Origin of the sequence: Pantoea sp. RIT413, from assembly GCF_003057675.2 — a bacterium.
GTDB lineage: Bacteria > Pseudomonadota > Gammaproteobacteria > Enterobacterales > Enterobacteriaceae > Pantoea > Pantoea eucrina.
The window spans coordinates 15,345-39,044 of record NZ_QBJB02000007.1 but is presented as its reverse complement, the minus strand read 5'-3'; the positions used below and the strand labels follow the sequence as shown (position 1 = coordinate 39,044).

Here is a 23,700-nt window from a genome sequence, read left to right as displayed (position 1 = left end):
TTTATGCGCCCCTGGCATGCGCGCAGGCTATCAGCCTATCGCGCCCAGCGAATCCTCATTGCTTTGCTTCTTAGGCAGCAGAAACAGCGTGGCGAAAATATCCAGCAGATAAATCAGCGCCAGCAGCGTAATAGCGGCGGTGAAGGAAATTTGCGTAGCCAGCGCGCCAATCACCAGCGGACCAAAACCGCCGACGCCGCGCCCAAGGTTAAACAGCACATTTTGCGCGGTAGCACGCGCCTGCGGCGGGAACGTATCGGAGATCAGCGCGCCATAGCCGCCAATCATGCCGTTAACAAACATGCCCATGATGGCGCCGGTAAACAGCATTACCGTCGGATCGCGCAGCTGCGCATAGACCACCACCATCACCACGGCACCGAACTGGTACAACAGAAAAATTTTCCAGCGTGCGAAGCGATCGGCCAGCACGCCAAACAGCCAGATACCCAGGGTCATGCCCACCACCGTCACCGCGGTCCACAGCCCCGATTTTGTCAGGCTGAAACCAAAGCTGGAGGAGAGATAGCTCGGCATCCAGATCATCAGACCGTAATAGCCAAAGTTCTGTACCGAACAGAGGATAAAAATACCCAGGCTCGCTTTACGGGTGGCGCGGTCAGCAAACAGCAGCTTTATGCGGGCGGTAAACGAGAGAGCCGGTGCGTTTTTCACCTCTCTTGTAAAGCTCTCCGGCTCTCCCATACTGCGCCGCAGCACGAATGAGAGCAGTGCCGGCAGCATACCCACCAGAAACATGCCGCGCCAGCCAATCACGCTGAGCAGCGGCGGCGTAATAAAGGCGGCCAGCAGCACGCCGAGCTGCCAGCCGATGCCGACCCAGGCCGATGCCCGGTTGCGCTTCTCCTGCGGCCAGGCTTCGGCGATCAGCGCCATACCGATACCAAATTCGCCGCCCAGCCCCACTCCGGCCAGAGTCCGGTACGCCAGCAGATCCCAGTAGCCCTGCGCCACCGCGCACAGGCCGGTAAACAGTGAAAACATCAGTATCGTTACCGTCAGGATACGGATCCGGCCAAAGCGATCGCTGAGGTGACCAAACAGAATACCGCCGATCACTGCACCGATCAGCGTCCAGGTCACCAGCGAGCCCGCCTGTGACGGGTCAAGCACCAGCGATACGCTGATGGCCGGCAGCATAAAACCGAGGATCAGCAGATCAAATCCATCCATGGCGTAGCCGCTGATTGCGGCCAGCATCGCTTTAGCCGGCGTTACGGCAGGTCTAGCAGAGCGGGAAAGGGACATAAAAGAGCACCTGGCGAAAAAAAGTGCGCCAAGTATAAAGAGCGGGCAGCAGAGTGACCAATCAGAAATGGTAATGGCTGCCGCACAGGCAGCCGGAGGAGAGGGTCAGGTAGGGCGATTGCTGCCGTCGTCGCCGGAGAGCAGTTCATCCAGCCGGTCGCCGCCAACGTGACGAAAATCCTGCCCCTTAACAAAATAGAAGATAATTTCGCAGATGTTCTGACAGCGATCGCCGATACGCTCGATCGCGCGCGCGCACAACAGGGCGGTCAGCACGCTGGGGATCGTGCGCGGATCTTCCATCATGTAGGTCATCAGTTGGCGCACGATGCCTTCATACTCTTTATCCACTTTTTTATCTTCACGGTAGATGGTGATGGCAGCGCTGAGATCCATGCGCGCAAACGCATCCAGTACGTCATGCAGCATCTGCACCGTATGATGGCCCAGCGACTCCAGGCTGACCAAGAGCGGCAGATGCTGCTGGCCAAACTTCTCCAGCGCGGTGCGGCTGATTTTTTCCGCCACGTCACCAATACGCTCCAGCTCAGAGATCGCTTTGATAATGGCCATTACCAGCCGCAGGTCGCTGGCGGTAGGCTGACGCTTGGCGATAATACGCACGCACGCCTCATCAATCTCTACCTCCATCATATTGACCTTCTGGTCGCCTTCAATCACCCGGCGTGCCAGTTCCGCATCCTGATTATGCATGGCGGTAATCGCGTCGGTGAGCTGCTGCTCCACCATGCCGCCCATGATCATCACCTGCGTACGAATATGCTCCAGCTCGGCATTAAACTGACCGGAGATATGTTTATTAAGATTTAAATTATCCATGAGTCTCTCCTGAATCAGCCGTAACGACCGGTGATGTAATCTTCAGTCTGCTTCTGCGCGGGTTTGGTAAACAGCGTGTCGGTGTCGCTGAACTCAATCAGCTCGCCAAGATACATAAACGCCGTATGATCGGAGCAGCGGGCGGCCTGCTGCATATTGTGCGTCACAATCACCACGGTGTAATCCTGCTTGAGCTCGGTGATCAGCTCCTCAATGCGGCCGGTGGAGATCGGGTCCAGCGCCGAGCAGGGCTCATCCAGCAGCAGCACTTCCGGCCGGATAGCGATACCGCGCGCGATGCAGAGACGCTGCTGCTGCCCGCCGGAAAGACTGTAACCGCTCTGATGAAGCTTGTCTTTGGTTTCGTTCCACAGCGCGGCTTTGGTCAGCGCCCACTGCACGCGCTCATCCATATCCGCGCGCGACAGCTTCTCAAACAGGCGCACGCCGAAGGCGATGTTGTCGTAAATTGACATCGGAAACGGCGTTGGCTTCTGAAATACCATGCCGACGCGCGCGCGCAGCAGGGCGATATCCTGGTGCGACGCGAGAATATTGTCGCCATCCAGCAGGATCTCACCTTCTGCGCGCTGCTCCGGGTAGAGCGAATACATTTTATTAAACGTGCGCAGCAGCGTGGATTTACCGCAGCCCGACGGGCCGATAAACGCGGTGACCTGATTGCGGGCAATATCCAGGTTGATATCTTTCAGCGCGTGGAACTTACCATAATGAAAGTTCAGATTACGCACCTGGATTTTACCGGCAGAAGGGGTTGCCATACTCATTGCTCATCTCTCTTATACAGCGCCGCCAGAGCCGCGCCGGAAAATTAGTGTTTGCCTTTGGCGAAGATCATGCGGGCAACAATGTTCAGCAGCAGCACGCACAGCGTAATGATCAGCACGCCTGCCCACGCCAGGCTTTGCCATTCGGCAAACGGGCTCATGGCGAACTTGAAGATAGTGACCGGCAGGTTGGCCACCGGCTGCATCATGTCAGTGCTCCAGAACTGGTTGGAGAGCGCGGTAAACAGCAGCGGAGCGGTTTCACCTGCGATACGCGCAATCGCCAGCAGTACGCCGGTAATGATGCCGGAAACAGACGCTTTCAGCGTGATGGCTGAGATCATCTTCCACTTCGGTGTGCCCAGCGCGTATGCCGCTTCGCGCATGCTGTCCGGCACCAGCCGCAGCATATTCTCGGTGGTACGGATCACAATCGGGATCTGCAGCAGCGCCAGCGCCGCAACGCCTGCCCAGCCGGAGAAGTGCTGCATCTGTGATACCACAATGGTGTAGACAAACAGTCCGACCACGATAGAGGGCGCGGAGAGCAGAATGTCGTTGATAAAGCGGATCACCTCTGCCAGCCAGTTCTTACGGCCATACTCCGCCAGCCAGATCCCGGCCATAATGCCCAGCGGCGTACCGAAAAAGGTGGACCAGAAAATCAGCAGGCCGCTGCCCGCCAGCGCATTTGCCAGCCCGCCGCCGGCGGTGTTGGGCGGCGGCGTTGATTCGGTAAACAGCGACCAGCTCAGCCCGTCGATGCCTTTAGTCACCGTGGTGAACAGGATCCAGATCAGCCAGAAGAGGCCAAACGCCATGGTCAGCAGCGACAGCGTCAGGGCGATTTTATTTTTTGTACTGCGCCACGCCTGCATTTTGCGGCGCGAGGCTTCCAGCTCAGTACGGCTCTGCATTTCAATTGCGGTCATGAACGGGCCCCTTCACTTTTTGCCAGCCGCAGGATCATCAGCTTCGAGATCGCCAGGACGATAAAGGTGATCACAAACAGGATCAGCCCCAGCTCCATCAGCGCAGCGACATGCACGCCCGATTCCGCTTCAGCAAACTCGTTAGCCAGCGCGGAGGTGATACTGTTGCCAGGCATAAACAGCGAAGCGCTGTCGAGCTGGTAGGTGTTACCGATAATAAAGGTCACCGCCATGGTCTCTCCCAGCGCCCGCCCCAGTCCCAGCATCACGCCACCGATGACGCCGTTTTTGGTAAACGGCAGCACGATACGCCAGATCACTTCCCAGGTTGTGCAGCCGATGCCATACGCGGACTCTTTCATCATCACCGGCGTCTGTTCAAAGACGTCGCGCATTACCGAGGCGATATAAGGAATGATCATAATCGCCAGGATGACGCCTGCGGCCAGGATACCGATACCAAACGCCGGGCCGGAGAACAGCGTGCCGACGATGGGAATGTTAGCGAGGACGTTGCCAACCGGCGTCTGAAAATATTCGGCAAACAGCGGCGCGAAGATAAACAGGCCCCACATGCCATAAACAATGCTCGGGATGGCCGCCAGCAGTTCAATGGCGGTGCCCAGCGGACGACGCAGCCAGCCGGGTGCCAGCTCGGTCAGAAACAGTGCGATCCCGAAGCTTACCGGTACCGCGATGATTAATGCGATCAGTGAGGTCACCAGCGTACCGTAAATCGGCACCAGTGCGCCAAACTCTTCGTTTGGTGCATCCCAGGTTTTGGTCCAGAGAAAAGCGAAGCCAAACTTCTGAATGCTGGGCCAGGAGGAGACGATCAGGGAGACAATAATGCCACCCAGCAGCAGCAGGACAATCAGCGCAGAGAGTTTAACCAGCGCGCCAAAAATCATGTCGCCTTGCTTACCCGGTGCTTTGAATGCCGGCTTGGTAGCAGCCATAAAATTCTCGGTTCTCAGAGGATATGCAGGGCGACCAGGCGGCCGCCCCCGGGATACTCAGCCAGTAGCCGAGCCTGACAATGGCTTACTGCCAGAGCGCTTTGCCGCTGCTGTCTTTGATATTCGCTTTCCATGCCGCACGGATCTGCGTCACTACGCTCTCCGGCAGCGCTGCGTAATCCAGCGCCGTGGCGGTTTTGCTGCCGCCTTTATAGGCCCAGTCAAAGAACTTCAGCACTTCTGCGCCCTTCTCCGCATTAGCCTGATCTTTGTAAATCAGGATAAAGGTGGTGGAGGCGATCGGCCACGCGTCGTCACCTTTCTGGAACGTCAGGTCCTGAGCAAACGAGCTGCTCCAGTCAGCGCCTTTGGCGGCGTTGGCAAAGCTGCTTTCACTCGGGGCCACCGGCTTGCCATCCGCATCCAGCAGTTTGGTGTAGGTCAGGTTGTTCTGTTTCGCGTAGGCGTATTCGACATAGCCAATTGAACCCGGCAGACGCTGCACGAAAGCGGCCACGCCATCGTTGCCTTTACCGCCAAGACCGGTTGGCCAGTTAACGGTGTTGCCTTTGCCTATTTTGCTTGCCCAGTCCGTGTTCACTTTGGTCAGATAGCTGGTAAACACAAAGGAGGTACCGGAGCCGTCAGCGCGGCGCACGACGTTGATATTGGTGTCAGGCAGTTTCAGGTTCGGGTTCAGCTTAGCGATCGCCGGATCGTTCCATTTTTTGATGGTGCCGAGGTAGATGTCACCTACGGTTTTGCCATCGAGCGTCAGCTCGCCCGACTTTACACCCGGAATGTTAACGGCCAGCACCACGCCACCGATAACGGTCGGGAACTGGAACAGGCCATTTTTCTGCAGATCTTCCTCTTTCATCGGCGCATCAGAAGCACCGAAATCCACGGTTTTTGCGATGATCTGCTTTACGCCACCCGAAGAGCCGATCCCCTGATAGTTGATTTTGCTACCGGTGGCCTGCTGATACTCTGCTGCCCACTTGGCATAAACCGGGGCCGGGAAGGTCCCGCCAGCGCCGGTCAGATCGGTGGCGGCAAACGCAGAAACTGCGCTGACGGCGAAAGTGGCGGCGAGGATTCGGGCTACGGTGCTACGCATCAGTGTCATGTTCCCTCCGGGGGAGTATAAATCAGGCTTAACGCCGTTTTAGTTGGAGTCAGTGATTGCTGCTGGAGGGAAAATAGGACAGTTTGATGACAGCGAAATGTACGAAATGTGACAGTTTTATGACGAGAATAAAAACCGGGCGGGCCTGTTGCAGGCCCGCCCGGCTTAGCGATTACTCAACGGTAACCGATTTTGCCAGGTTACGCGGCTGGTCCACGTCGGTGCCTTTGATCAGCGCCACATGATAAGAGAGCATCTGCAGCGGCACGGTGTAGAAGATAGGGGCAATCACTTCCTCAACATGCGGCAGTGAAATGATTTTCATCCCTTCACTGTCGCTGAAACCCGCATCGCCATCGGCGAAGACATAGAGCAGGCCGCCGCGCGCGCGCACCTCTTCAATGTTGGATTTCAGCTTTTCCAGCAGCTCATTGTTAGGTGCGACCACGATCACCGGCATATCGGCATCAATCAGCGCCAGCGGGCCGTGCTTCAGCTCACCGGCCGCGTAGGCTTCGGCATGAATATAGGAGATCTCTTTGAGCTTAAGCGCGCCTTCCATGGCGATCGGGTATTGATCGCCGCGGCCAAGAAACAGCGCATGATGCTTGTCAGAGAAATCTTCTGCCAGGCTCTCGATGATCTTATCCTGCGCCAGCATCTGCTCAATACGGCTTGGCAGCGCCTGCAGCGCGTGCACAATCTCATGCTCCGTTTCCGGCTTCATGCCGTGCAGACGACCCAGTTTTGCCACCAGCATCAGCAGTACCGTCAGCTGCGTGGTAAAGGCTTTGGTGGAAGCCACGCCAATTTCCGTGCCCGCTTTGGTCATCAGCGCCAGATCGGATTCGCGCACCAGCGAAGAGCCGGCGACGTTACAGATAGCCAGTGAGCCAAGATAACCCAGCTCTTTGGAGAGGCGCAGCGCCGCCAGCGTATCGGCGGTTTCACCCGACTGCGACAGGGTGATCAGCAGGCTGTTTTTGCGAACTGCGGATTTGCGGTAGCGGAATTCAGAGGCGATCTCAACGTCACACGGGATATTCGCCAGTGATTCAAACCAGTAGCGCGATACCATACCGGAGTTGTAGGAGGTGCCGCAGGCGATGATCTGGATATGCTCTACTTTGCTCAGCAGCGACTCTGCATGCTCACCCAGTTCGCGCAGATCGACAATCCCGTCGTGGAAGCGGCCCGCCAGCGTATTTTTGATAGCGTTGGGCTGCTCGTAGATCTCTTTCTGCATATAGTGGCGATAGATACCTTTATCGCCCGCGTCATACTGCGCGTTTGATTCGATCTCCGCGCGCTGGACCTGATGGCCTTCGCGATCGATGATAGTGACTTCACGGCGGGTAACCTCGGCAATATCCCCCTCTTCCAGGTAAATAAAGCGGCGGGTAACCGGCAGCAGCGCCAGCTGATCGGATGCGATAAAGTTCTCGCCCACGCCACGGCCAATCACCAGCGGGCTGCCGGAGCGCGCGGCCACCAGCACCGACGGATCGCGGCTGTCCATGATGACCATGCCGTAAGCACCGCGCAGCTGAGGGATCACGCGCAGAATAACCTCACGCAGCGTGCCGCCCTGCTTCTGCTCCCAGTGCACCAGATGCGCCACCACTTCGGTGTCCGTCTCGGAGGCAAAATGGTAGCCGCGTTCGATCATTTGCGCGCGCAGCGGCTCATGGTTTTCGATAATGCCGTTATGCACCACGATGATCTGCTCTGAGACGTGCGGATGCGCATTTGCCTCAGAAGGTTCACCGTGCGTGGCCCAGCGGGTGTGGGCAATACCGGTACCGCCAATCAGCGGCTGCTGATCTGCGGCCTCCGCCAGATTAGCCACTTTGCCAACGCGACGCAGACGCGTCACGTGCCCCTGACGATCGACGACCGCCAGACCGGCTGAGTCATAACCGCGATACTCCAGACGACGCAGACCTTCCAGCAGGATCTCTGCAATGTCACGCTGCGCTACTGCTCCAACAATTCCACACATATTCGTTTCCTGACTTCATGGCTTTCGGCCATTGCGTTGTCATCTGACCTGATTTCCGGCTGCGCCGGTTCCCCGAGCCTTGTAGAGAGTGGGGATATCGTTATGGCACTGCTAAACGGGCCGATCTTTGCCGGCCCTTAAAATTTATTTTTTCTTCACCGGGCGCTGCCAGCCCGCTTTCTGCTGCTGTTCTTTGCGGTTGTAGACCAGATCGGCGGCGGTAACATCTTTCATCACCGTAGTACCGGCAGCGATAGTGGCGCCTGCGGCAACGGTGACCGGTGCCACCAGCTGCGTATCCGATCCCACAAAGACGTTATCGCCAATGATGGTTTTAAACTTGTTAGCGCCATCATAGTTGCAGGTAATAGTGCCAGCGCCGATGTTAACGCCCGCCCCTATTTCCGCATCACCCAGGTAGGAAAGATGGCCCGCTTTGGAGCCTTTGCCGAGCGTGGCCTTTTTCATTTCCACAAAGTTGCCGACGTGCGCCTGTTCAGCCAGTTCGCTGCCAGGACGCAGCCGGGCAAACGGCCCGACCGTGCAGGCGGCGGCCAGCGTCGCATCTTCGATGACAGAATAAGGGCTGATCTCACAGTCATCGCCCAGAACGCTGTTTTTGATCACGCAGCCGGCGCCAATTTTTACCCGGTTGCCCAGCGTGACATCACCTTCAATGATGACGCCGATATCAATTTCCACGTCGCGCCCGTGCGCCAGCGTACCACGCAGGTCAAAACGCGCCGGATCGCGCAGCATCACGCCCGCCAGCAGCAGTTTTTCCGCCTGCTCCTGCTGAAAAGTGCGCTCCAGCGTAGCCAGTTGCAGACGATTATTTACACCTTCCGTTTCACTGATACGTGCCGGATGAACGGTATTAATTACGCGGCCTTCCTGATGCGCCATCGCGATAATATCGGTGATATAGAACTCACCCTGTGCGTTATTGTTGTCGAGCTGTGCCAGCCAGCGCCGGAGATCGCCGCCGCTGGCGATCAGGATACCGGTATTGATCTCCTGAATAGCCAGCTGCTCAGCAGATGCATCCTTCTGTTCAACAATGCCGGTCACGATCGTGTTTTCACGCACAATCCGGCCATAGCCGGTGGGGTTATCCAGCACCACGGTCAGCAGCCCGATGCCGCCTTCAGGTTTCGCCGCGCGCAGCTGCTGCAGCGTTGCCTGCGAGATAAGCGGGACGTCGCCATACAGCATCAGAATATCTTCGTCATCCGCAAAGAAGGGCGCTGCCTGCTGCATGGCGTGCCCGGTGCCGAGCTGTTCCGCCTGCAGTACCCAGTTCAGGGCGTTGTGCGCCAGCTTCTGCTGCAGCAGTTCCCCCCCGTGACCATAGACCAGGTGAACCTGACGGGCACCAAGCCCGGTAGCGGCATCAATAACATGCTGCACCATGGGTTTACCTGCCAGCGTGTGCAGAACTTTAGGCAGATCGGAATACATACGGGTGCCTTTGCCAGCGGCCAGGATCACCACACTCATCGCGCTTACAGACATAATTTTCCAGACTCAATTTAACTTTCGAAAGTGTAAGGTTTACCCCTGAGATTACTACATTTTTCTCATGGCGAAATTAGACAACCGGAGGAAAGCGGAAAGGGGAGTCAGGGAGGGTGCATGACAACGGGTTTGCCGGGCGCCGGGCAAAAAAAATGCCAGCCCCGGAGGGCTGGCATTTCATGACGCATAAAGCCTGATTACATCGCTTTTTTGGTCAGCTCGATAACACGCAGTTTCGCGATAGCTTTCGCCAGCTCTGCAGAGGCCTGAGCATAGTCCACGTCGCCGTGGCTGCTGTTCATGTGCTCTTCTGCTTTACGTTTCGCTTCCAGCGCGCGCGCTTCGTCAAGGTCTTCACCACGAATCGCGGTGTCGGCCAGAACAGTCGTGCTGCCCGGCTGTACTTCCAGCACGCCGCCGGAGAGGTAGATATACTCCTCGTCGCCGTGCTGCTTCACGATGCGAATCATGCCAGGCTTGATGGCGGTCAGCAGCGGGGCGTGGCCCGGGTGGATACCCAGCTCGCCTTCGCTACCTGACACCTGGATACGCTGTACCAGACCGGAGAACATCTGCTGCTCCGCGCTGACCACGTCCAGATGATAAGTCATAGCCATACCATTCCTCCCGGGAAACCGTTATTACAGTTTCTTCGCTTTTTCTACGGCTTCTTCGATAGCGCCGACCATGTAGAACGCCTGCTCTGGCAGGTGGTCGAATTCGCCTTCCATGATGCCTTTGAAACCACGAATGGTATCTTTCAGCGTCACGTATTTGCCCGGAGAACCGGTGAAGACTTCAGCAACGAAGAATGGCTGAGACAGGAAGCGCTGGATCTTACGCGCACGTGCCACCAGCAGTTTATCTTCTTCAGACAGCTCGTCCATACCGAGGATGGCGATGATGTCTTTCAGCTCCTGGTAACGCTGCAGCAGTGACTGTACGCCACGTGCGACGTCATAGTGCTCCTGACCCACGATCAGTGGATCCAGCTGACGGCTGGTAGAGTCCAGCGGGTCAACGGCCGGGTAGATACCCAGAGAGGCGATCTGACGGCTCAGCGTAACCGTTGAGTCTAAGTGAGCAAAGGTGGTTGCCGGAGACGGGTCAGTCAGGTCATCCGCAGGAACGTAAACGGCCTGTACGGAGGTGATTGAACCAGTCTTGGTGGAGGTAATACGCTCCTGCAGCACACCCATCTCTTCAGCCAGCGTTGGCTGATAACCTACCGCAGATGGCATACGACCCAGCAGTGCAGATACTTCAGTACCTGCCAGGGTATAACGGTAGATGTTGTCGATGAACAGCAGAACGTCACGACCTTCATCACGGAATTTTTCCGCCATGGTCAGACCGGTCAGTGCTACGCGCAGACGGTTACCCGGCGGCTCGTTCATCTGGCCATACACCAGCGCTACTTTATCGATAACGTTGGAGTCAGTCATTTCGTGGTAGAAGTCGTTACCCTCACGAGTACGCTCACCCACACCAGCAAAGACCGAATAACCTGAGTGCTCAGCCGCGATGTTACGGATCAGCTCCATCATGTTTACGGTTTTACCTACGCCCGCACCACCGAACAGACCGACTTTACCGCCCTTAGCGAACGGACACATCAGGTCGATAACCTTGATGCCGGTTTCCAGCAGTTCCTGCGAGTTTGACTGATCTTCATAGGAAGGCGCGGCGCGGTGAATAGAGGAGACCTCTACTGCGCTGCCATCTTCTTCTGTCAGGTCGCCTTTCATGTCGATAGGCTCGCCCAGCACGTTCATGATACGGCCAAGGGTCGCTTTACCAACCGGAACCTGAATAGGTTTTTTCAGATCGATTACTTCCAGACCGCGCTTCAGGCCGTCAGAAGAACCCATGGCGATAGTACGTACTACGCCACCACCCAGCTGCTGCTGAACTTCCAGCACCAGACGAGTATCACCATTCTTAACCTCGAGAGCGCTGTATACCTGTGGTACCGCGTCCTGAGGGAATTCGACGTCAACTACGGCGCCGATAATCTGGACAATCTTTCCAGCTGCCATCTTGAATCCTCTACCTAATACGAGAATATCCGGCCGCGCTCGGGCGACAGGATATATGCCTGGTTAAACCGCGGAGGCTCCCGAGACGATCTCGGTAAGTTCCTGGGTGATGCTGGCCTGACGAGCTTTGTTGTAGACCAACTGCAGCTCTTTGATCAGGTTTCCGCCGTTATCGGTTGCGGCTTTCATCGCTACCATACGCGCGGCCTGCTCACTGGCCAGGTTTTCCACCACACCCTGATAAACCTGCGATTCGACATAACGACGCAGCAGCGTATCAAGCAGCGCCTTCGGATCGGGTTCGTACAGGTAATCCCAGGTCTTCGCCTTCATATCTTCTTCACCTTCCGCTGGCGGTAACGGCAGCAGTTGGGTAATGGTCGGAGTCTGAGACATGGTGTTGTTAAACTTGTTGCTGACGATATACAGCTTGTCGATACGGCCTTCATCGTAGGCCTGCAGCATAACTTTTACCGGGCCGATCAGATCGGACAGCGCAGGCTTATCGCCCATGCCGGTAACCTGAGCCACGACGTTACCACCGACAGAGCCGAAGAATGAAACGCCTTTAGAACCGACAATCGCCAGATCGCTCTGAACGCCTTTGTCTGCCCAGCCTTTCATTTCAGCCAGCAATTTTTTGAACAGGTTAATGTTCAAACCACCACAAAGCCCGCGGTCAGTCGAAACGACCAGGTAGCCGACGCGCTTAACGTCGCGCTCATCCAGGTAAGGGTGCTTGTATTCCAGATTACCCAGTGCAAGGTGACCAATCACTTTGCGCATGGTATCTGCATACGGACGGCTGGCCGCCATGCGTTCCTGCGTTTTACGCATTTTGGAGGCGGCGACCATTTCCATCGCTTTGGTGATCTTCTGCGTATTTTTTACGCTTCCGATCTTGGTACGTATTTCTTTTGCGCCGGCCATTAGCTTCTCCTCAAAGCCTTGCGGCCTGTCTTTTCAGACAAGCCGCCAGACATTACCAGGACTGGGTTGCTTTAAACGTTTCGAGCAGGCCTTTCAGCTTCGCTTCGATATCGTTGTTGTAGTTACCCGCCTGGTTGATTTCAGCCATCAGCTCAGCGTGTTCGCGATCGGCGTACGCCAGCAGAGCGGCTTCGAAGCTGCCGATTTTCGCCAGTTCAACGTCGTTCAGGAAGCCGCGCTCAGCAGCAAACAGCACCAGACCCTGCTGCGCAACGGACATTGGCGCATACTGTTTCTGTTTCAGCAGCTCGGTCACTTTCTGACCATGGCTCAGCTGTTTACGCGTTGCATCATCCAGATCGGAAGCGAACTGAGAGAACGCTGCCAGTTCACGATACTGTGCCAGCGCGGTACGAATACCACCGGACAGTTTCTTGATGATCTTGGTCTGTGCAGCACCACCAACACGGGATACGGAGATACCCGGGTTAACGGCTGGACGGATACCGGAGTTGAACAGGTTCGACTCCAGGAAGATCTGACCATCAGTGATCGAGATAACGTTGGTCGGAACGAACGCAGAAACGTCACCAGCCTGGGTTTCAATGATTGGCAGCGCGGTCAGAGAACCGGTCTGGCCTTTCACAGCACCGTTGGTGAAACGCTCAACGTAGTCAGCGCTTACGCGTGATGCACGCTCCAGCAGACGAGAGTGGAGATAGAACACGTCGCCCGGGAATGCTTCACGGCCTGGTGGGCGGCGCAGCAGCAGGGAGATCTGACGGTAAGCGATAGCCTGCTTAGAGAGGTCATCGTAAACGATCAGCGCATCTTCACCGCGGTCGCGGAAGTATTCGCCCATGGCACAACCAGCGTACGGAGACAGGTACTGCAGCGCAGCAGACTCCGATGCAGAAGCCACAACCACGATGGTATTAGCCAGCGCGCCGTGCTCTTCCAGCTTGCGAACCACGTTAGAGATGGTTGACGCTTTCTGACCAATCGCAACGTAGACACACTTGATGCCTGAATCACGCTGGTTGATGATGGCGTCGATAGCCATTGCAGTCTTACCGGTCTGACGGTCACCGATGATCAGCTCACGCTGGCCACGGCCGATTGGAATCATCGCATCGACAGATTTGTAACCAGTCTGAACAGGCTGGTCAACAGACTGACGATCGATAACGCCTGGTGCAATCATTTCAACCGGCGAGAAGCCGTCGTTGTCGATTGCGCCTTTACCGTCGATAGGTGCACCCAGGGTGTTCACCACGCGACCCAGCAGGCCACGGCCAACCGGTACTTCCAGAATACGACCGGTGCACTTAACCTTCATGCCTTCGGCAAGGTCAGCGTACGGGCCCATAACGACCGCACCAACCGAGTCGCGCTCGAGGTTCAGTGCGATAGCGTAACGGTTGCCCGGCAGGGCAATCATTTCACCCTGCATAACATCGGCCAGGCCATGTACGCGGATGATACCGTCACTTACAGAAACAATAGTACCTTCGTTGTGAGCTTCACTCACGACATTGAACTGAGCAATGCGCTGCTTGATCAGTTCGCTGATTTCGGTGGAATTCAGTTGCATATGCTCCAGTCCCCTTAAGACTGCAAGACGTCTGCCAGACGGTCAAGACGGCCGCGCACGCTGCCATCAATCACCAGGTCACCCGCACGGATAACCACACCTGCCAATACAGACTTATCAATTTTGCAATTCAGCTTAACTTTGCGTGACAGACGTTTTTCCATCGCGGTGCTGATTTTGGTCAGCTGGCTGTCACTCAGCGCACTGGCGGAGATTACATCAACTTCGGCTGTCGCTTCATAAGCGTCACGCAGTTGAATAAATTGCTCCAGTACGTCTGGAAGCGCTGTCAAACGTCCGTTCTCCGCCATTACCTTGATCAGGTTCTGAGCGTGTTCATCAAGTTGATCACCACAGACTGCATTGAAAGAGGCAGATAACGCTTCAGGTGCTAAGGCACCAGAGAGTACTTCTGCCATCTGTTCGTTGCGAGCCACTTCTGCGGCAAACGCCAGCATGGTCTGCCAGCGTTCGATACTTTGATGCTCAACAGCAAAGTCAAAAGCTGCTTTGGCGTAGGGGCGAGCTACAGTAATCAGATCAGACATCAGCCCCTCCCTCCTTACAGTTCAGCGACCAGTTTATCAACGATGTCGCTGTTAGCAGCTTCATCCACGGAACGTTCGATGATTTTCTCGGCGCCAGCTAATGCCAGCAACGCGACCTGTTTACGCAGCTCTTCACGTGCACGTGAGCGCTCGGCTTCAATTTCTGCCTGCGCCTGAGTGACGATGCGGTTACGTTCAGTTTCAGCTTCAGTTTTGGCTTCGTCCAGAATCTGGGCACGGCGTTTGTTCGCCTGCTCGATAATGACCTGAGCTTCTTCCTTCGCTTTTTTCAGCTGGTCGGTCGCATTGGCCTGCGCGAGATCCAAATCTTTCTTCGCGCGTTCAGCAGAAGCAAGGCCTTCAGCAATTTCTTTCTGGCGCTTTTCGATGGCAGCCATGATCGGTGGCCATACGTACTTCATGCAGAACGCGACAAACAGGATGAACGCGATGGCCTGGCCGAGGATTGTTGCGTTAATGTTCACAGCACAATGCCTCTTATTAAGTTAACGTGCTCTGCCGCTATCATCGATAAACGGCAGAATCTGTTCCTCATCACACCAGGTGCCATGAGTGAACAATGGCTACAGGCTTTAGGCGACAGCAAACATCACGTAGAGACCCAGACCAACAGCGATCATCGGGATTGCATCCACCAGACCCATTACAACAAAGAACTGCGTACGCAGCAGAGGGATCAGATCCGGCTGACGCGCTGCGCCTTCCAGGAATTTACCTCCGAGGATGCCGATACCGATCGCAGCACCGATTGCCGCCAGACCCATCATCACAGCGGCAGCCATGTACAGCAGATCCATATTCAGGTTTTCCATGACAGTCTCCAGTTTGTTTCAGTTATGCTTAAGTTGTTGAGAAAAAAATCAATGTTCTTCAGATGCCATCGACAGATAGACAATCGTGAGGACCATGAAAATGAAAGCCTGCAGCGAAATAATCAGGATGTGGAAAATGGCCCATGGCACATTCAGCACCCACTGCGACCACCACGGCAGCAGACCGGCAATCAGGATAAAGATCAGCTCACCCGCATACATGTTGCCGAACAGTCGCAGACCGAGTGAAACCGGTTTTGACAGCAGGCTGACACCTTCAAGAATCAGGTTGATGGGGATGAAGATCGGGTGATTAAAAGGCTGCAGAGTCAGCTCTTTAGCAAAGCCGCCTACCCCTTTCATTTTGATGCTGTAGAACAGAATCAAAATAAATACGCCCAGCGCCATAGATAGCGTGATGTTCACGTCTGCTGACGGCACGACGCGCAGCGCCGGCAGGCCCAGATAGTGCTCACCGATAAACGGCAGCAAATCAATAGGCAGCAGATCCATGAAGTTCATCAGGAAGACCCAGACAAAAATTGTCAGAGCCAGCGGGGCGATAACTTTACTTTTACCGTGGTACATGTCGCGAACGTTGCTATCAACAAAGCCGACAACCAGCTCGATAGCCGCCTGCATTTTCCCTGGCACGCCGCTGGTGACGCTTTTCGCCACGCTGCGGAACAGCACAAGGAATAATACTCCCAGTGCAACAGAGAAAAACATGGAGTCCAGGTTTAACGTCCAGAATGTTGCTGGCGCGTCGTGTGCATTCACCAGCTCGAAAGTACGCAGGTCCATCTGAAGATGCGTCAGATGATGTCCTATGTATTCCTGCGGCGTTGAGATTTCTCCTGCGGCCATGATGCCTCTTACCCTTTGTTGTTAATTACAGCCGGTGCGACGATTTGCACCACCAGCACCGATAACCAGGTGATTGCGAGTGGCCAGAAGACCGCTCCGAACCCACCCAACGCCACAGCGAGAAAAATAACGGTGGCGAACACCTTAAGAACTTCACCCAGGGCGAAACTCCAGGCGACACGCCCTTTAGCCGGTGTTTGATCCTGCAGACGCCAGGCTAAAAACGTGAACAGTATGTTTGGCAGCCAGGCTGCCACACCACCCGCGATAGCAGAGGCGCCCCAGGTGACATCTTTCAGGGCAAACAGCGCACCGATTACGACAAACGTCACCAGCTGGACAACCAGAACGGCTCGGGCTAATTTCACACTGTAAAGAGACACTGACATGACGCTTAACTCTCCTGCCCCGAACGGGGTATGTCGCGTGTCGTATAAGACTGCCTTTGCCGTTTTGAGTCAAGCAGCAAAAGCCGTGCAAATTATACGGGCCGCACCTGCGATTTCAATCGCTAAGTAGCGAAAAGGTGAACAATTATTTAAATTTCTTTCTGAAGGGCTATTTTTCCAAAGATTCATAACCCGGAAAGCCATCAGCGACGTTGCCGTTTTCTGGCTAAAGCGCGATATAAAGCGTGCTGCAGATCACATAATAAACAACCAGACGCTGAAAAATTTACCAGAATGCATAATCCGCACTAATAACCAGGGCATGTTAACCATTTAAAATCATGGTTTTATAAATTTAAATCTGCTTCAGCTCACTCTTTTCCGATAAAAACATCCGGTTGACACTGCGGAAAGAATTAAAATCGAAATAATAATATTACGCCCGCCGATTTATTGCCGCGTCATATTTCCCTGCGTGATAATCGAAAGCAGAAAACAGCGGTTATCATGTGACATTAGTGGCAATAAAATGTGAATTAATCGTTAAATGTAACAACGCTTTTCGGATAATTACGGTGAAGGATGTTAACGCCTTTCCCCTCCCCTGCCGAATAAAAGCGTTTGTCACCGCGCGTTCAACCGCTGTTTTTTTATTCAGCCCTGACGATGGTTCCGCTGCCAGAAGCTGAATAAAACCCTGCTTTTTGCAGGCTTATTGCTGCGAAATCACCACAAGATGACGCTCGCCTTCCAGTTCAGGAACGCGCAAGGCTTCAATTTTTTCTACGCTAAAGCCTGCTGGCAACGAAGCGATCTCCTCATCCGGACGCACGCCTTTCAGCGCATAAAAGCGTCCATGCGTTCCGGGCAATGCGCGGCACCAGGTCAGCATATCTTCCAGTGAGGCAAATGCCCGGCTGATGACACCATCAAACGGTGGATCTGCCGGGAACTCTTCAACCCGGCTCTGGACCGGAGTAATGTTAGTGAGTCCTAACTCATGCTGTACCTGACGCAGAAAACGAACCCGCTTACCCAGGCTGTCCAGCAGCGTAAAATGCGCCTGCGGACGGACAATGGCCAGAGGAATGCCCGGCAGTCCTGGTCCGGTCCCTACATCAATAAAGCGCTCCCCCTGCAGATGCGGCTCTACCACCACGCTGTCGAGGATATGGCGTACCAGCATTTGATGCGGATCGCGCACTGAGGTCAGGTTATACGCTTTGTTCCACTTATGTAGCAGCTCCACATAGCCAACCAGCTGCTGTTTTTGTTGATCGGAGAGCGAAATATTTGCTGCGTCAAGCAGCCGGGAGAGTTTGTTAATCACAGCGAGGTTTCCGTTAACAGGGGCAGTCGAAGCTGCCCCGGTGGTCAGTCAGGCGCTTTTACGCAGCAGACCCTGTTTTTTGAGATAGATCAGCAGAATTGAGACCGCAGCTGGCGTGATGCCGGAAATACGCGATGCCTGGCCAATAGAGGTCGGCTTATGGTCGTTGAGCTTGGCGATCACTTCGTTTGACAGGCCATTAACCTGACGGTAATCGAGATCGACAGGCAGCAGCGTGTTCTCATTGCGCAACTGGCGATCTATCTCCTCCTGCTGACGCGCAATGTAACCCTCATATTTAACCTGAATTTCAACCTGCTCGGCTGCCTGTTCATCAGGCAGTGCCGGACCATAGTCCGCCAGCGTCATCAGTCGGGCATAGGTCATCTCCGGACGACGCAGCAGATCCTCTGCGCTGGCTTCTTTTGTCAGCGGTGCGCTGATGATGCTGTTTACGTCAGCCACATTCTCTGACTTCGGATGCACCCACAGGCTGCGCAGACGCTGGCGCTCCTGCTCAATCGCCTCCAGCTTCTGGTTATAGCGCGTCCAGCGCGCATCATCGACCAGTCCCAGCTCGCGGCCCGTTTCAGTCAGACGCAGATCGGCATTATCTTCGCGCAGCATCAGACGATACTCAGCGCGGGAGGTAAACATGCGGTATGGCTCTTTGGTACCCAGCGTGCAGAGGTCGTCGACCAGCACGCCGAGATAAGCCTGATCGCGGCGCGGTGCCCAGCCCTCTTTGTCCGCAGACTGCCGTGCAGCGTTAAGGCCAGCCAGCAGACCCTGGGCTGCAGCTTCTTCATAACCGGTGGTGCCGTTGATCTGGCCGGCAAAGAAGAGACCGTGGATAAACTTGCTCTCCAGCGTGGGTTTCAGATCGCGCGGATCGAAGAAATCGTACTCGATAGCATAGCCCGGGCGCACAATGGTGGCGTTCTCCAGCCCTTTCATTGAACGGACAATCTGCATCTGTACATCAAAAGGCAGACTGGTTGAAATTCCGTTCGGGTAGATTTCATTGCTGGTCAGCCCTTCCGGCTCCAGAAAGATCTGGTGGGCGTTGCGATCGGCAAAGCGCATCACTTTATCTTCGATAGACGGGCAGTAACGCGGACCAATCCCCTCAATGACGCCCGCATACATCGGGCTGCGATCGAGATTATTACGGATCACATCATGCGTCTGTTCGTTGGTATAGGTGATCCAGCAGGGAACCTGCTGCGGATGCTGTGCCACGCTGCCCATAAACGAGAACACCGGCATCGGCGTATCACCGTGCTGTGGCGTCAGTACAGAGAAATCGATCGAACGCGCGTCAATGCGCGGTGGCGTACCGGTCTTGAGACGGTTGACGCGCAGCGGCAGCGCCCGCAGCCGTTTTGCCAGCGGGACAGAAGGCGGATCGCCGGCGCGTCCACCGCTGTAATTATCAAGACCGATATGAATTTTGCCATCGAGGAAGGTGCCAACGGTCAGCACCACGCTTTTAGCCCGGAATTTCAGCCCCATCTGCGTGACGGCACCTACCACCCGATCGTTTTCGACGATCAGATCGTCAACCGCCTGCTGGAAGATCATCAGGTTGGGCTGGTTCTCCAGCGCGGTGCGTACCGCCTGGCGGTACAGTACACGGTCTGCCTGAGCACGCGTAGCGCGCACCGCCGGACCTTTGCTGGCGTTTAGTATCCTAAACTGGATACCTGCCTGATCGATTGCCGTGGCCATCAGGCCGCCGAGGGCGTCCACTTCCTTTACCAGGTGTCCTTTCCCGATACCACCGATTGCCGGATTGCAGGACATCTGTCCCAGCGTGTCGATGTTATGCGTGAGTAACAGCGTCTGCTGACCCATTCGGGCGGCCGCCATAGCGGCTTCGGTACCCGCATGACCACCACCGATTACGATGACGTCAAAAGGATCTGGATAAAACATGAAGTGGGTCCTCGTTAAAGTTCAGACAGGGATCGTTGCCCTGGGCGGTGGATTCTACTGAAATTATGGTTCAGGCGAAAGCGGCGGATCCTGCGTGTTTATAGAAAGGATCTTTACTCTTTTATATGATCTTCTTGTTAGATCTCTTATTAGGATCGCCGGTTTCTGTGGATAACGTGGCAAACCCGTTATTTTACATCAGCCTGGGAAGGATCGTTTGCTGTGAAAGATCGGTGATCCTGATCCAGATAAGCTGGGATCAACTTTGCTGGTTATCCACAGATGAAAAAAGCATCAGCGGTTATTCTTGGGATAACTACCGGTTATACGCATGATTCAGGCTGGTTTATCCACAGGAGATCGGAAGGATCCGGAAGAAATACAGTGTAATCGTCTGGGGATCGTCACTATTTCCCGATCCCCTGCCGGTTATGATCCGTCAGATCTGCTCAATCCAGCCAGCGACCCAGGCTTCAGCGGCATCTTCCGGTATTTCATGCTCAAGCATGTCGATTTCCAGCCGTTCCCCGATGCGCGTTGCGCCCAGCGCGATCAGCTGAGCCTCCAGGGTTTTTATTGCGCCACAGAAAAGATCGTATTCGCGGTTGCCGATGCCTGCTGCGCCAAAGCGCACGGCGGAAAGATCGGGCTTTTCAGTCTGCAGCGCTTCATAAAAGGGCAGCAGATTGTCCGGCAATTCACCGGCGCCGTGTGTGGACGTTACCACCACCCAGATACCCGAATCAGGCACCTCATCAAGCGCCGGGCCGTGCAGTACGCTGGTTTTGAAGCCCGCATCCTGCAGCTTCTCTTCTAAATGTTCTGCGACATATTCGGCACTGCCAAGGGTACTGCCGGTGATTAAGGTAATATCAGCCATGATCGTCTCCCGCACTAAAGGCAGGCATTGTACGCTGTGATCAAGCCGTGATCCACCTGTGGAAAACAGGGTTAATAAAAGAAAGCATCCGCCGACAAACCGGATACCGCGCCGGATCGCTGCTGCATAACTTTATGCACAGGCTGGTGCGGTTCAGGGCTTGATGGTACGCATGATCGGGTTTTGCAGCGAGATCAGCGTCTCAGTGGACTGGATCTCATCAATAGTCTGGATCTTGTTGATCAGCACCTGCTGCAGCGCATCGATAGATCGGCACATGACCTTAATAAAGATGCTGTAGTGACCGGTGGTATACCAGGCTTCAACCACCTCATCCAGCGCTTCAAGCTTGCTGAGCGCTGCCGGATAGTCTCGTGCGCTCTTCAGAATGATGCCAATAAAGCAGCAAACATCGAATCCCAGCTGGCGTGGATCGATTTCCACGCGCGTACCGAGAATAATGCCGGCCTGACGCATTTTCTCAACGCGGACATGAATAGTGCCGGGGCTGACATTGAACTGCTTTGCCAGCTCTGCGTAAGCCGTGCGGGCGTTCTCCAGCAGCGCATTGAGTATGCCGCGGTCGAGATTATCCAGTTGCAGATGTTCTGCCATCATCCTTCCTCTTAAATTCGTCTTCGCTGAACAGAGGTGAATGTGCAGGAATTTAGCGGGGCAGGCAAGATGCAGACTGCGGGCATGCCGCAGTCTGCACGCTTTTAGCGCTTACGCCAGAGCGTAAGCTGCGCCTGAGTATGCTGAAACTTGCGTGCGGTTTCGCGGATCACAAAGGGAACATCCTGCGGCGGCGCGATTTCATCAAACTCGTCGCGCAGAAGGCGCTGCAGTGCCTGGCAGGTGGTCAGCGCTTCGCCGTTTTCGCGGATACCGCCCAGCCAGTTCTCTTTCGGCGTGAACTCCTCAAGCCAGGTGTAAGGTGAAGAGATCGCCAGCACGCCGCCCTGACGGATCATCGGTGCGATATCCTGCAGGAAACGCTTTGGCTGACGCAGACGATCAATCAGATTGGCGGCCAGCACCAGATCGTACCGATCCGGCTGCGGCTTCAGGTTGCAGGCGTCACCCTGAACGAATTGGATCCGCTCCGCCTGCTGCCGGTCCGTGCCGATCTCCTTCAGGCGCACCTGGCGATACGCCACCAGCTCGCCCTCCTCCGGTACCACGTAGCGGAAATCCTCACCGGAGGTGAGCTGCAGCGCCACGTCGATAAAGCGTGCGGAGTAGTCCATGCCGGTAACGGCAGCAAAGTGACGCGCCAGAGCAAAGCTGGCGCGACCGGTGGCACAGCCGATATCCAGCGCATGCTCGCGCTGATGGCAGTGCGGCAGCACCAGCTCAATCAGTTTTTCGGCATAATTTTCCACGCCGTAGTAGCCAGGCCCGTACTGGAAATCGAGATACTGCGACACCATGCCGTCGGTTTCATACGGGTTAAGCTGCATACTCTCCTGATGCGCTGACACCACGTAACGGAAGCCGGCATGCTGGAAAAAGTGGCGGCGAAACGCGTAGCGCGACGATTTTAACGCCTCGTTACCGGTTGAGATCCAGCTGCCGCCTTTGATGATGGCATGCTTGCCGTCAAAGGTAGGCGTGGAAAAATCGTCATACAGCGGATGGACGCGAAATCCTTCAAAGCCATTGATGGGCGTGGTGGTCCACTGCCAGACGTTCCCCACCAGATCAAAGAACGCGCCCTGGGAAAAATGATCCACCGGACAGGAGGAGGCCCAGTACGCGAGATTGATATTACCGGGTGCCTGCTCCCAGTCTGGCTGATCGCCGCTGACCTGTTCGCGCAGCAGCATATATTCCGCCTCACATGGCAGCTGAATTGTCTTACCGCTTTTGTCTGCCAGCCAGCGGCAGAAGGCGGCCGCTTCCAGCTGATTAACTTCAGCCGGCCAGTCCCACGGCATCGGGACTTCCTGCGTCATCAGGCGCAGGCGCAGCGCGTCAGGTTGGGTGATATCACCGACCCAGAAAGCAGGCATCTGCGCCCCGGCAAATGTCCGCCAGCCCTCTCCCTCTTCATCCCACCAGCGCGCCGTCTGATAGCCACCGGCAGCGACAAACTGATAAAACTCCGCGTTGCTGACCAGCATTTTGCTGGCCTGGAAGGGGCCGAGCTCGGTTTTCTGATGGCCATACTCATTGTCCCAGCCATAAGTCTCATCCGTTTTTCCCTGCAGCACCGATCCACCCGCCAGCGCAATCAGACTGTTTTCCGGCACCGCGGCGCGATCGTGACGCGCCAGCGGGCAGGCAGGCCAGACGGGCTGCGGCTGCACCCACTCCAGCGGCAGCTGGCGGATCAGCACGCTGGAGGTTTCCAGATGGATGCGCTCATGCTCAATGCCCATCAGGATCACCCAGGCCGGACTCTCCCAGCCGATCGGCAGCTCAAGCGGCATCGTACGGATAAAATCAGTCACCAGCGCTTTCACTTTGCCGCGGTAGTCGCGCACTTCTGCCACACCGGGCCAGTCGTAGTGGGCGTCATTGAGATCGTCCCAGCTCATCTCATCCACACCAATCGCCATCATCGCCTCAATGCGCGCGTCAACACGGCGATCGAGATAGCGTCCAGCCATCAGCTTGTTGATATAGAAAGATGCGGTATGGCCAAAATAGAAAATCAGCGGATGGCGCAGCGAAATCGCTTTATTAAACCAGGCGCGCTCATCGCTCAGGCAGTCGAACAGGCTTTCATACAGCGTCCAGGTCTGAGTGAAATAGGCGAGCAGTTCGGCACGTTTCTCTTCAGCGGTGCCACCGGAAAGGCGCAGGGTGCGGGTCGGAGCAGGCAGCTGGCAGGGCAGATCGGCGATTGTCACAGTGAACTCCATAAAGCTGAATAAACACAGCGGGTCATTCACTATAGCAAACAGGCG

22 protein-coding genes are annotated in these 23,700 nt (G+C 55.5%); all 22 read right to left on the bottom strand.

Features of this window, described 5'->3' with window-relative positions:
* Positions 1 to 30 precede the first annotated feature (30 nt).
* Positions 31 to 1,269, bottom strand: coding sequence for an MFS transporter (locus DBY66_RS10875; protein ID WP_108570067.1), 1,239 nt, complete (start codon positions 1,267 to 1,269; stop codon positions 31 to 33).
* A gap of 105 nt (positions 1,270 to 1,374) precedes the next feature.
* Positions 1,375 to 2,109: a phosphate signaling complex protein PhoU gene (gene phoU, locus DBY66_RS10870; RefSeq protein ID WP_108570066.1), complete on the bottom strand. Its 735-nt coding sequence runs from the start codon at positions 2,107 to 2,109 to the stop codon at positions 1,375 to 1,377.
* Between the two features lie 14 nt (positions 2,110 to 2,123).
* Positions 2,124 to 2,897: a phosphate ABC transporter ATP-binding protein PstB gene (pstB, locus tag DBY66_RS10865; protein ID WP_039381453.1), complete on the bottom strand. Its 774-nt coding sequence runs from the start codon at positions 2,895 to 2,897 to the stop codon at positions 2,124 to 2,126.
* A 44-nt stretch (positions 2,898 to 2,941) separates the two neighbouring features.
* Positions 2,942 to 3,829, bottom strand: coding sequence for a phosphate ABC transporter permease PstA (pstA, locus tag DBY66_RS10860; protein WP_039381450.1), 888 nt, complete (start codon positions 3,827 to 3,829; stop codon positions 2,942 to 2,944).
* Positions 3,826 to 4,788, bottom strand: coding sequence for a phosphate ABC transporter permease PstC (gene pstC / locus DBY66_RS10855; protein ID WP_039381448.1), 963 nt, complete (start codon positions 4,786 to 4,788; stop codon positions 3,826 to 3,828). The genes pstA and pstC overlap by 4 nt, the downstream gene beginning before the upstream one ends.
* Before the next feature lie 85 nt (positions 4,789 to 4,873).
* Complete coding sequence (gene pstS / locus DBY66_RS10850; RefSeq protein ID WP_039381445.1) at positions 4,874 to 5,917, bottom strand: phosphate ABC transporter substrate-binding protein PstS; 1,044 nt, start codon at positions 5,915 to 5,917, stop codon at positions 4,874 to 4,876.
* Between the two features lie 172 nt (positions 5,918 to 6,089).
* Positions 6,090 to 7,919 (bottom strand): glutamine--fructose-6-phosphate transaminase (isomerizing), encoded by a 1,830-nt coding sequence (gene glmS / locus DBY66_RS10845; protein ID WP_039381443.1) that lies wholly within the window; start codon positions 7,917 to 7,919, stop codon positions 6,090 to 6,092.
* A gap of 144 nt (positions 7,920 to 8,063) precedes the next feature.
* Positions 8,064 to 9,434 (bottom strand): bifunctional UDP-N-acetylglucosamine diphosphorylase/glucosamine-1-phosphate N-acetyltransferase GlmU, encoded by a 1,371-nt coding sequence (gene glmU / locus DBY66_RS10840; protein WP_108570065.1) that lies wholly within the window; start codon positions 9,432 to 9,434, stop codon positions 8,064 to 8,066.
* A gap of 200 nt (positions 9,435 to 9,634) precedes the next feature.
* Positions 9,635 to 10,054: a F0F1 ATP synthase subunit epsilon gene (locus tag DBY66_RS10835; RefSeq protein WP_039381436.1), complete on the bottom strand. Its 420-nt coding sequence runs from the start codon at positions 10,052 to 10,054 to the stop codon at positions 9,635 to 9,637.
* 24 nt (positions 10,055 to 10,078) lie between these two features.
* Entirely contained in the window at positions 10,079 to 11,476 is a 1,398-nt protein-coding gene (atpD, locus tag DBY66_RS10830) for a F0F1 ATP synthase subunit beta (RefSeq protein ID WP_065647895.1), read from the bottom strand.
* Between the two features lie 63 nt (positions 11,477 to 11,539).
* Positions 11,540 to 12,406 (bottom strand): F0F1 ATP synthase subunit gamma, encoded by an 867-nt coding sequence (atpG, locus tag DBY66_RS10825; protein ID WP_108570064.1) that lies wholly within the window; start codon positions 12,404 to 12,406, stop codon positions 11,540 to 11,542.
* Positions 12,407 to 12,458: 52 nt separating this feature from the next.
* Positions 12,459 to 14,000: a F0F1 ATP synthase subunit alpha gene (gene atpA / locus DBY66_RS10820; protein WP_039381427.1), complete on the bottom strand. Its 1,542-nt coding sequence runs from the start codon at positions 13,998 to 14,000 to the stop codon at positions 12,459 to 12,461.
* Positions 14,001 to 14,014: 14 nt separating this feature from the next.
* Complete coding sequence (gene atpH, locus DBY66_RS10815) at positions 14,015 to 14,548, bottom strand: F0F1 ATP synthase subunit delta (RefSeq protein ID WP_039381423.1); 534 nt, start codon at positions 14,546 to 14,548, stop codon at positions 14,015 to 14,017.
* A 14-nt stretch (positions 14,549 to 14,562) separates the two neighbouring features.
* Positions 14,563 to 15,033, bottom strand: coding sequence for a F0F1 ATP synthase subunit B (atpF, locus tag DBY66_RS10810; protein ID WP_039381418.1), 471 nt, complete (start codon positions 15,031 to 15,033; stop codon positions 14,563 to 14,565).
* Positions 15,034 to 15,141: 108 nt separating this feature from the next.
* Positions 15,142 to 15,381, bottom strand: a complete 240-nt coding sequence (gene atpE, locus DBY66_RS10805) for a F0F1 ATP synthase subunit C (protein WP_003849523.1) — start codon at positions 15,379 to 15,381, stop codon at positions 15,142 to 15,144.
* Between the two features lie 48 nt (positions 15,382 to 15,429).
* Positions 15,430 to 16,248 carry a F0F1 ATP synthase subunit A gene (atpB, locus tag DBY66_RS10800; RefSeq protein ID WP_039381416.1) on the bottom strand — a complete coding sequence of 273 codons (819 nt, stop codon included), beginning with the start codon at positions 16,246 to 16,248 and terminating at the stop codon, positions 15,430 to 15,432.
* Between the two features lie 8 nt (positions 16,249 to 16,256).
* Entirely contained in the window at positions 16,257 to 16,637 is a 381-nt protein-coding gene (atpI, locus tag DBY66_RS10795; RefSeq protein WP_039381414.1) for a F0F1 ATP synthase subunit I, read from the bottom strand.
* Positions 16,638 to 17,349: 712 nt separating this feature from the next.
* Positions 17,350 to 17,967 carry a 16S rRNA (guanine(527)-N(7))-methyltransferase RsmG gene (rsmG, locus tag DBY66_RS10790; protein ID WP_071668258.1) on the bottom strand — a complete coding sequence of 206 codons (618 nt, stop codon included), beginning with the start codon at positions 17,965 to 17,967 and terminating at the stop codon, positions 17,350 to 17,352.
* Between the two features lie 48 nt (positions 17,968 to 18,015).
* Positions 18,016 to 19,905 (bottom strand): tRNA uridine-5-carboxymethylaminomethyl(34) synthesis enzyme MnmG, encoded by a 1,890-nt coding sequence (mnmG, locus tag DBY66_RS10785; RefSeq protein ID WP_108570063.1) that lies wholly within the window; start codon positions 19,903 to 19,905, stop codon positions 18,016 to 18,018.
* A 439-nt stretch (positions 19,906 to 20,344) separates the two neighbouring features.
* The gene (gene mioC / locus DBY66_RS10780; RefSeq protein ID WP_108570062.1) at positions 20,345 to 20,785 is read right to left on the bottom strand and encodes an FMN-binding protein MioC; all 441 of its coding nucleotides are present in this window, start codon (positions 20,783 to 20,785) and stop codon (positions 20,345 to 20,347) included.
* Positions 20,786 to 20,938: 153 nt separating this feature from the next.
* A complete protein-coding gene (gene asnC / locus DBY66_RS10775; RefSeq protein WP_039381403.1) occupies positions 20,939 to 21,400 on the bottom strand; it encodes a transcriptional regulator AsnC in 462 nt (153 codons plus the stop codon).
* Positions 21,401 to 21,504: 104 nt separating this feature from the next.
* The gene (gene ovoA, locus DBY66_RS10770) at positions 21,505 to 23,643 is read right to left on the bottom strand and encodes a 5-histidylcysteine sulfoxide synthase (protein WP_223811799.1); all 2,139 of its coding nucleotides are present in this window, start codon (positions 23,641 to 23,643) and stop codon (positions 21,505 to 21,507) included.
* Positions 23,644 to 23,700: the final 57 nt, after the last annotated feature.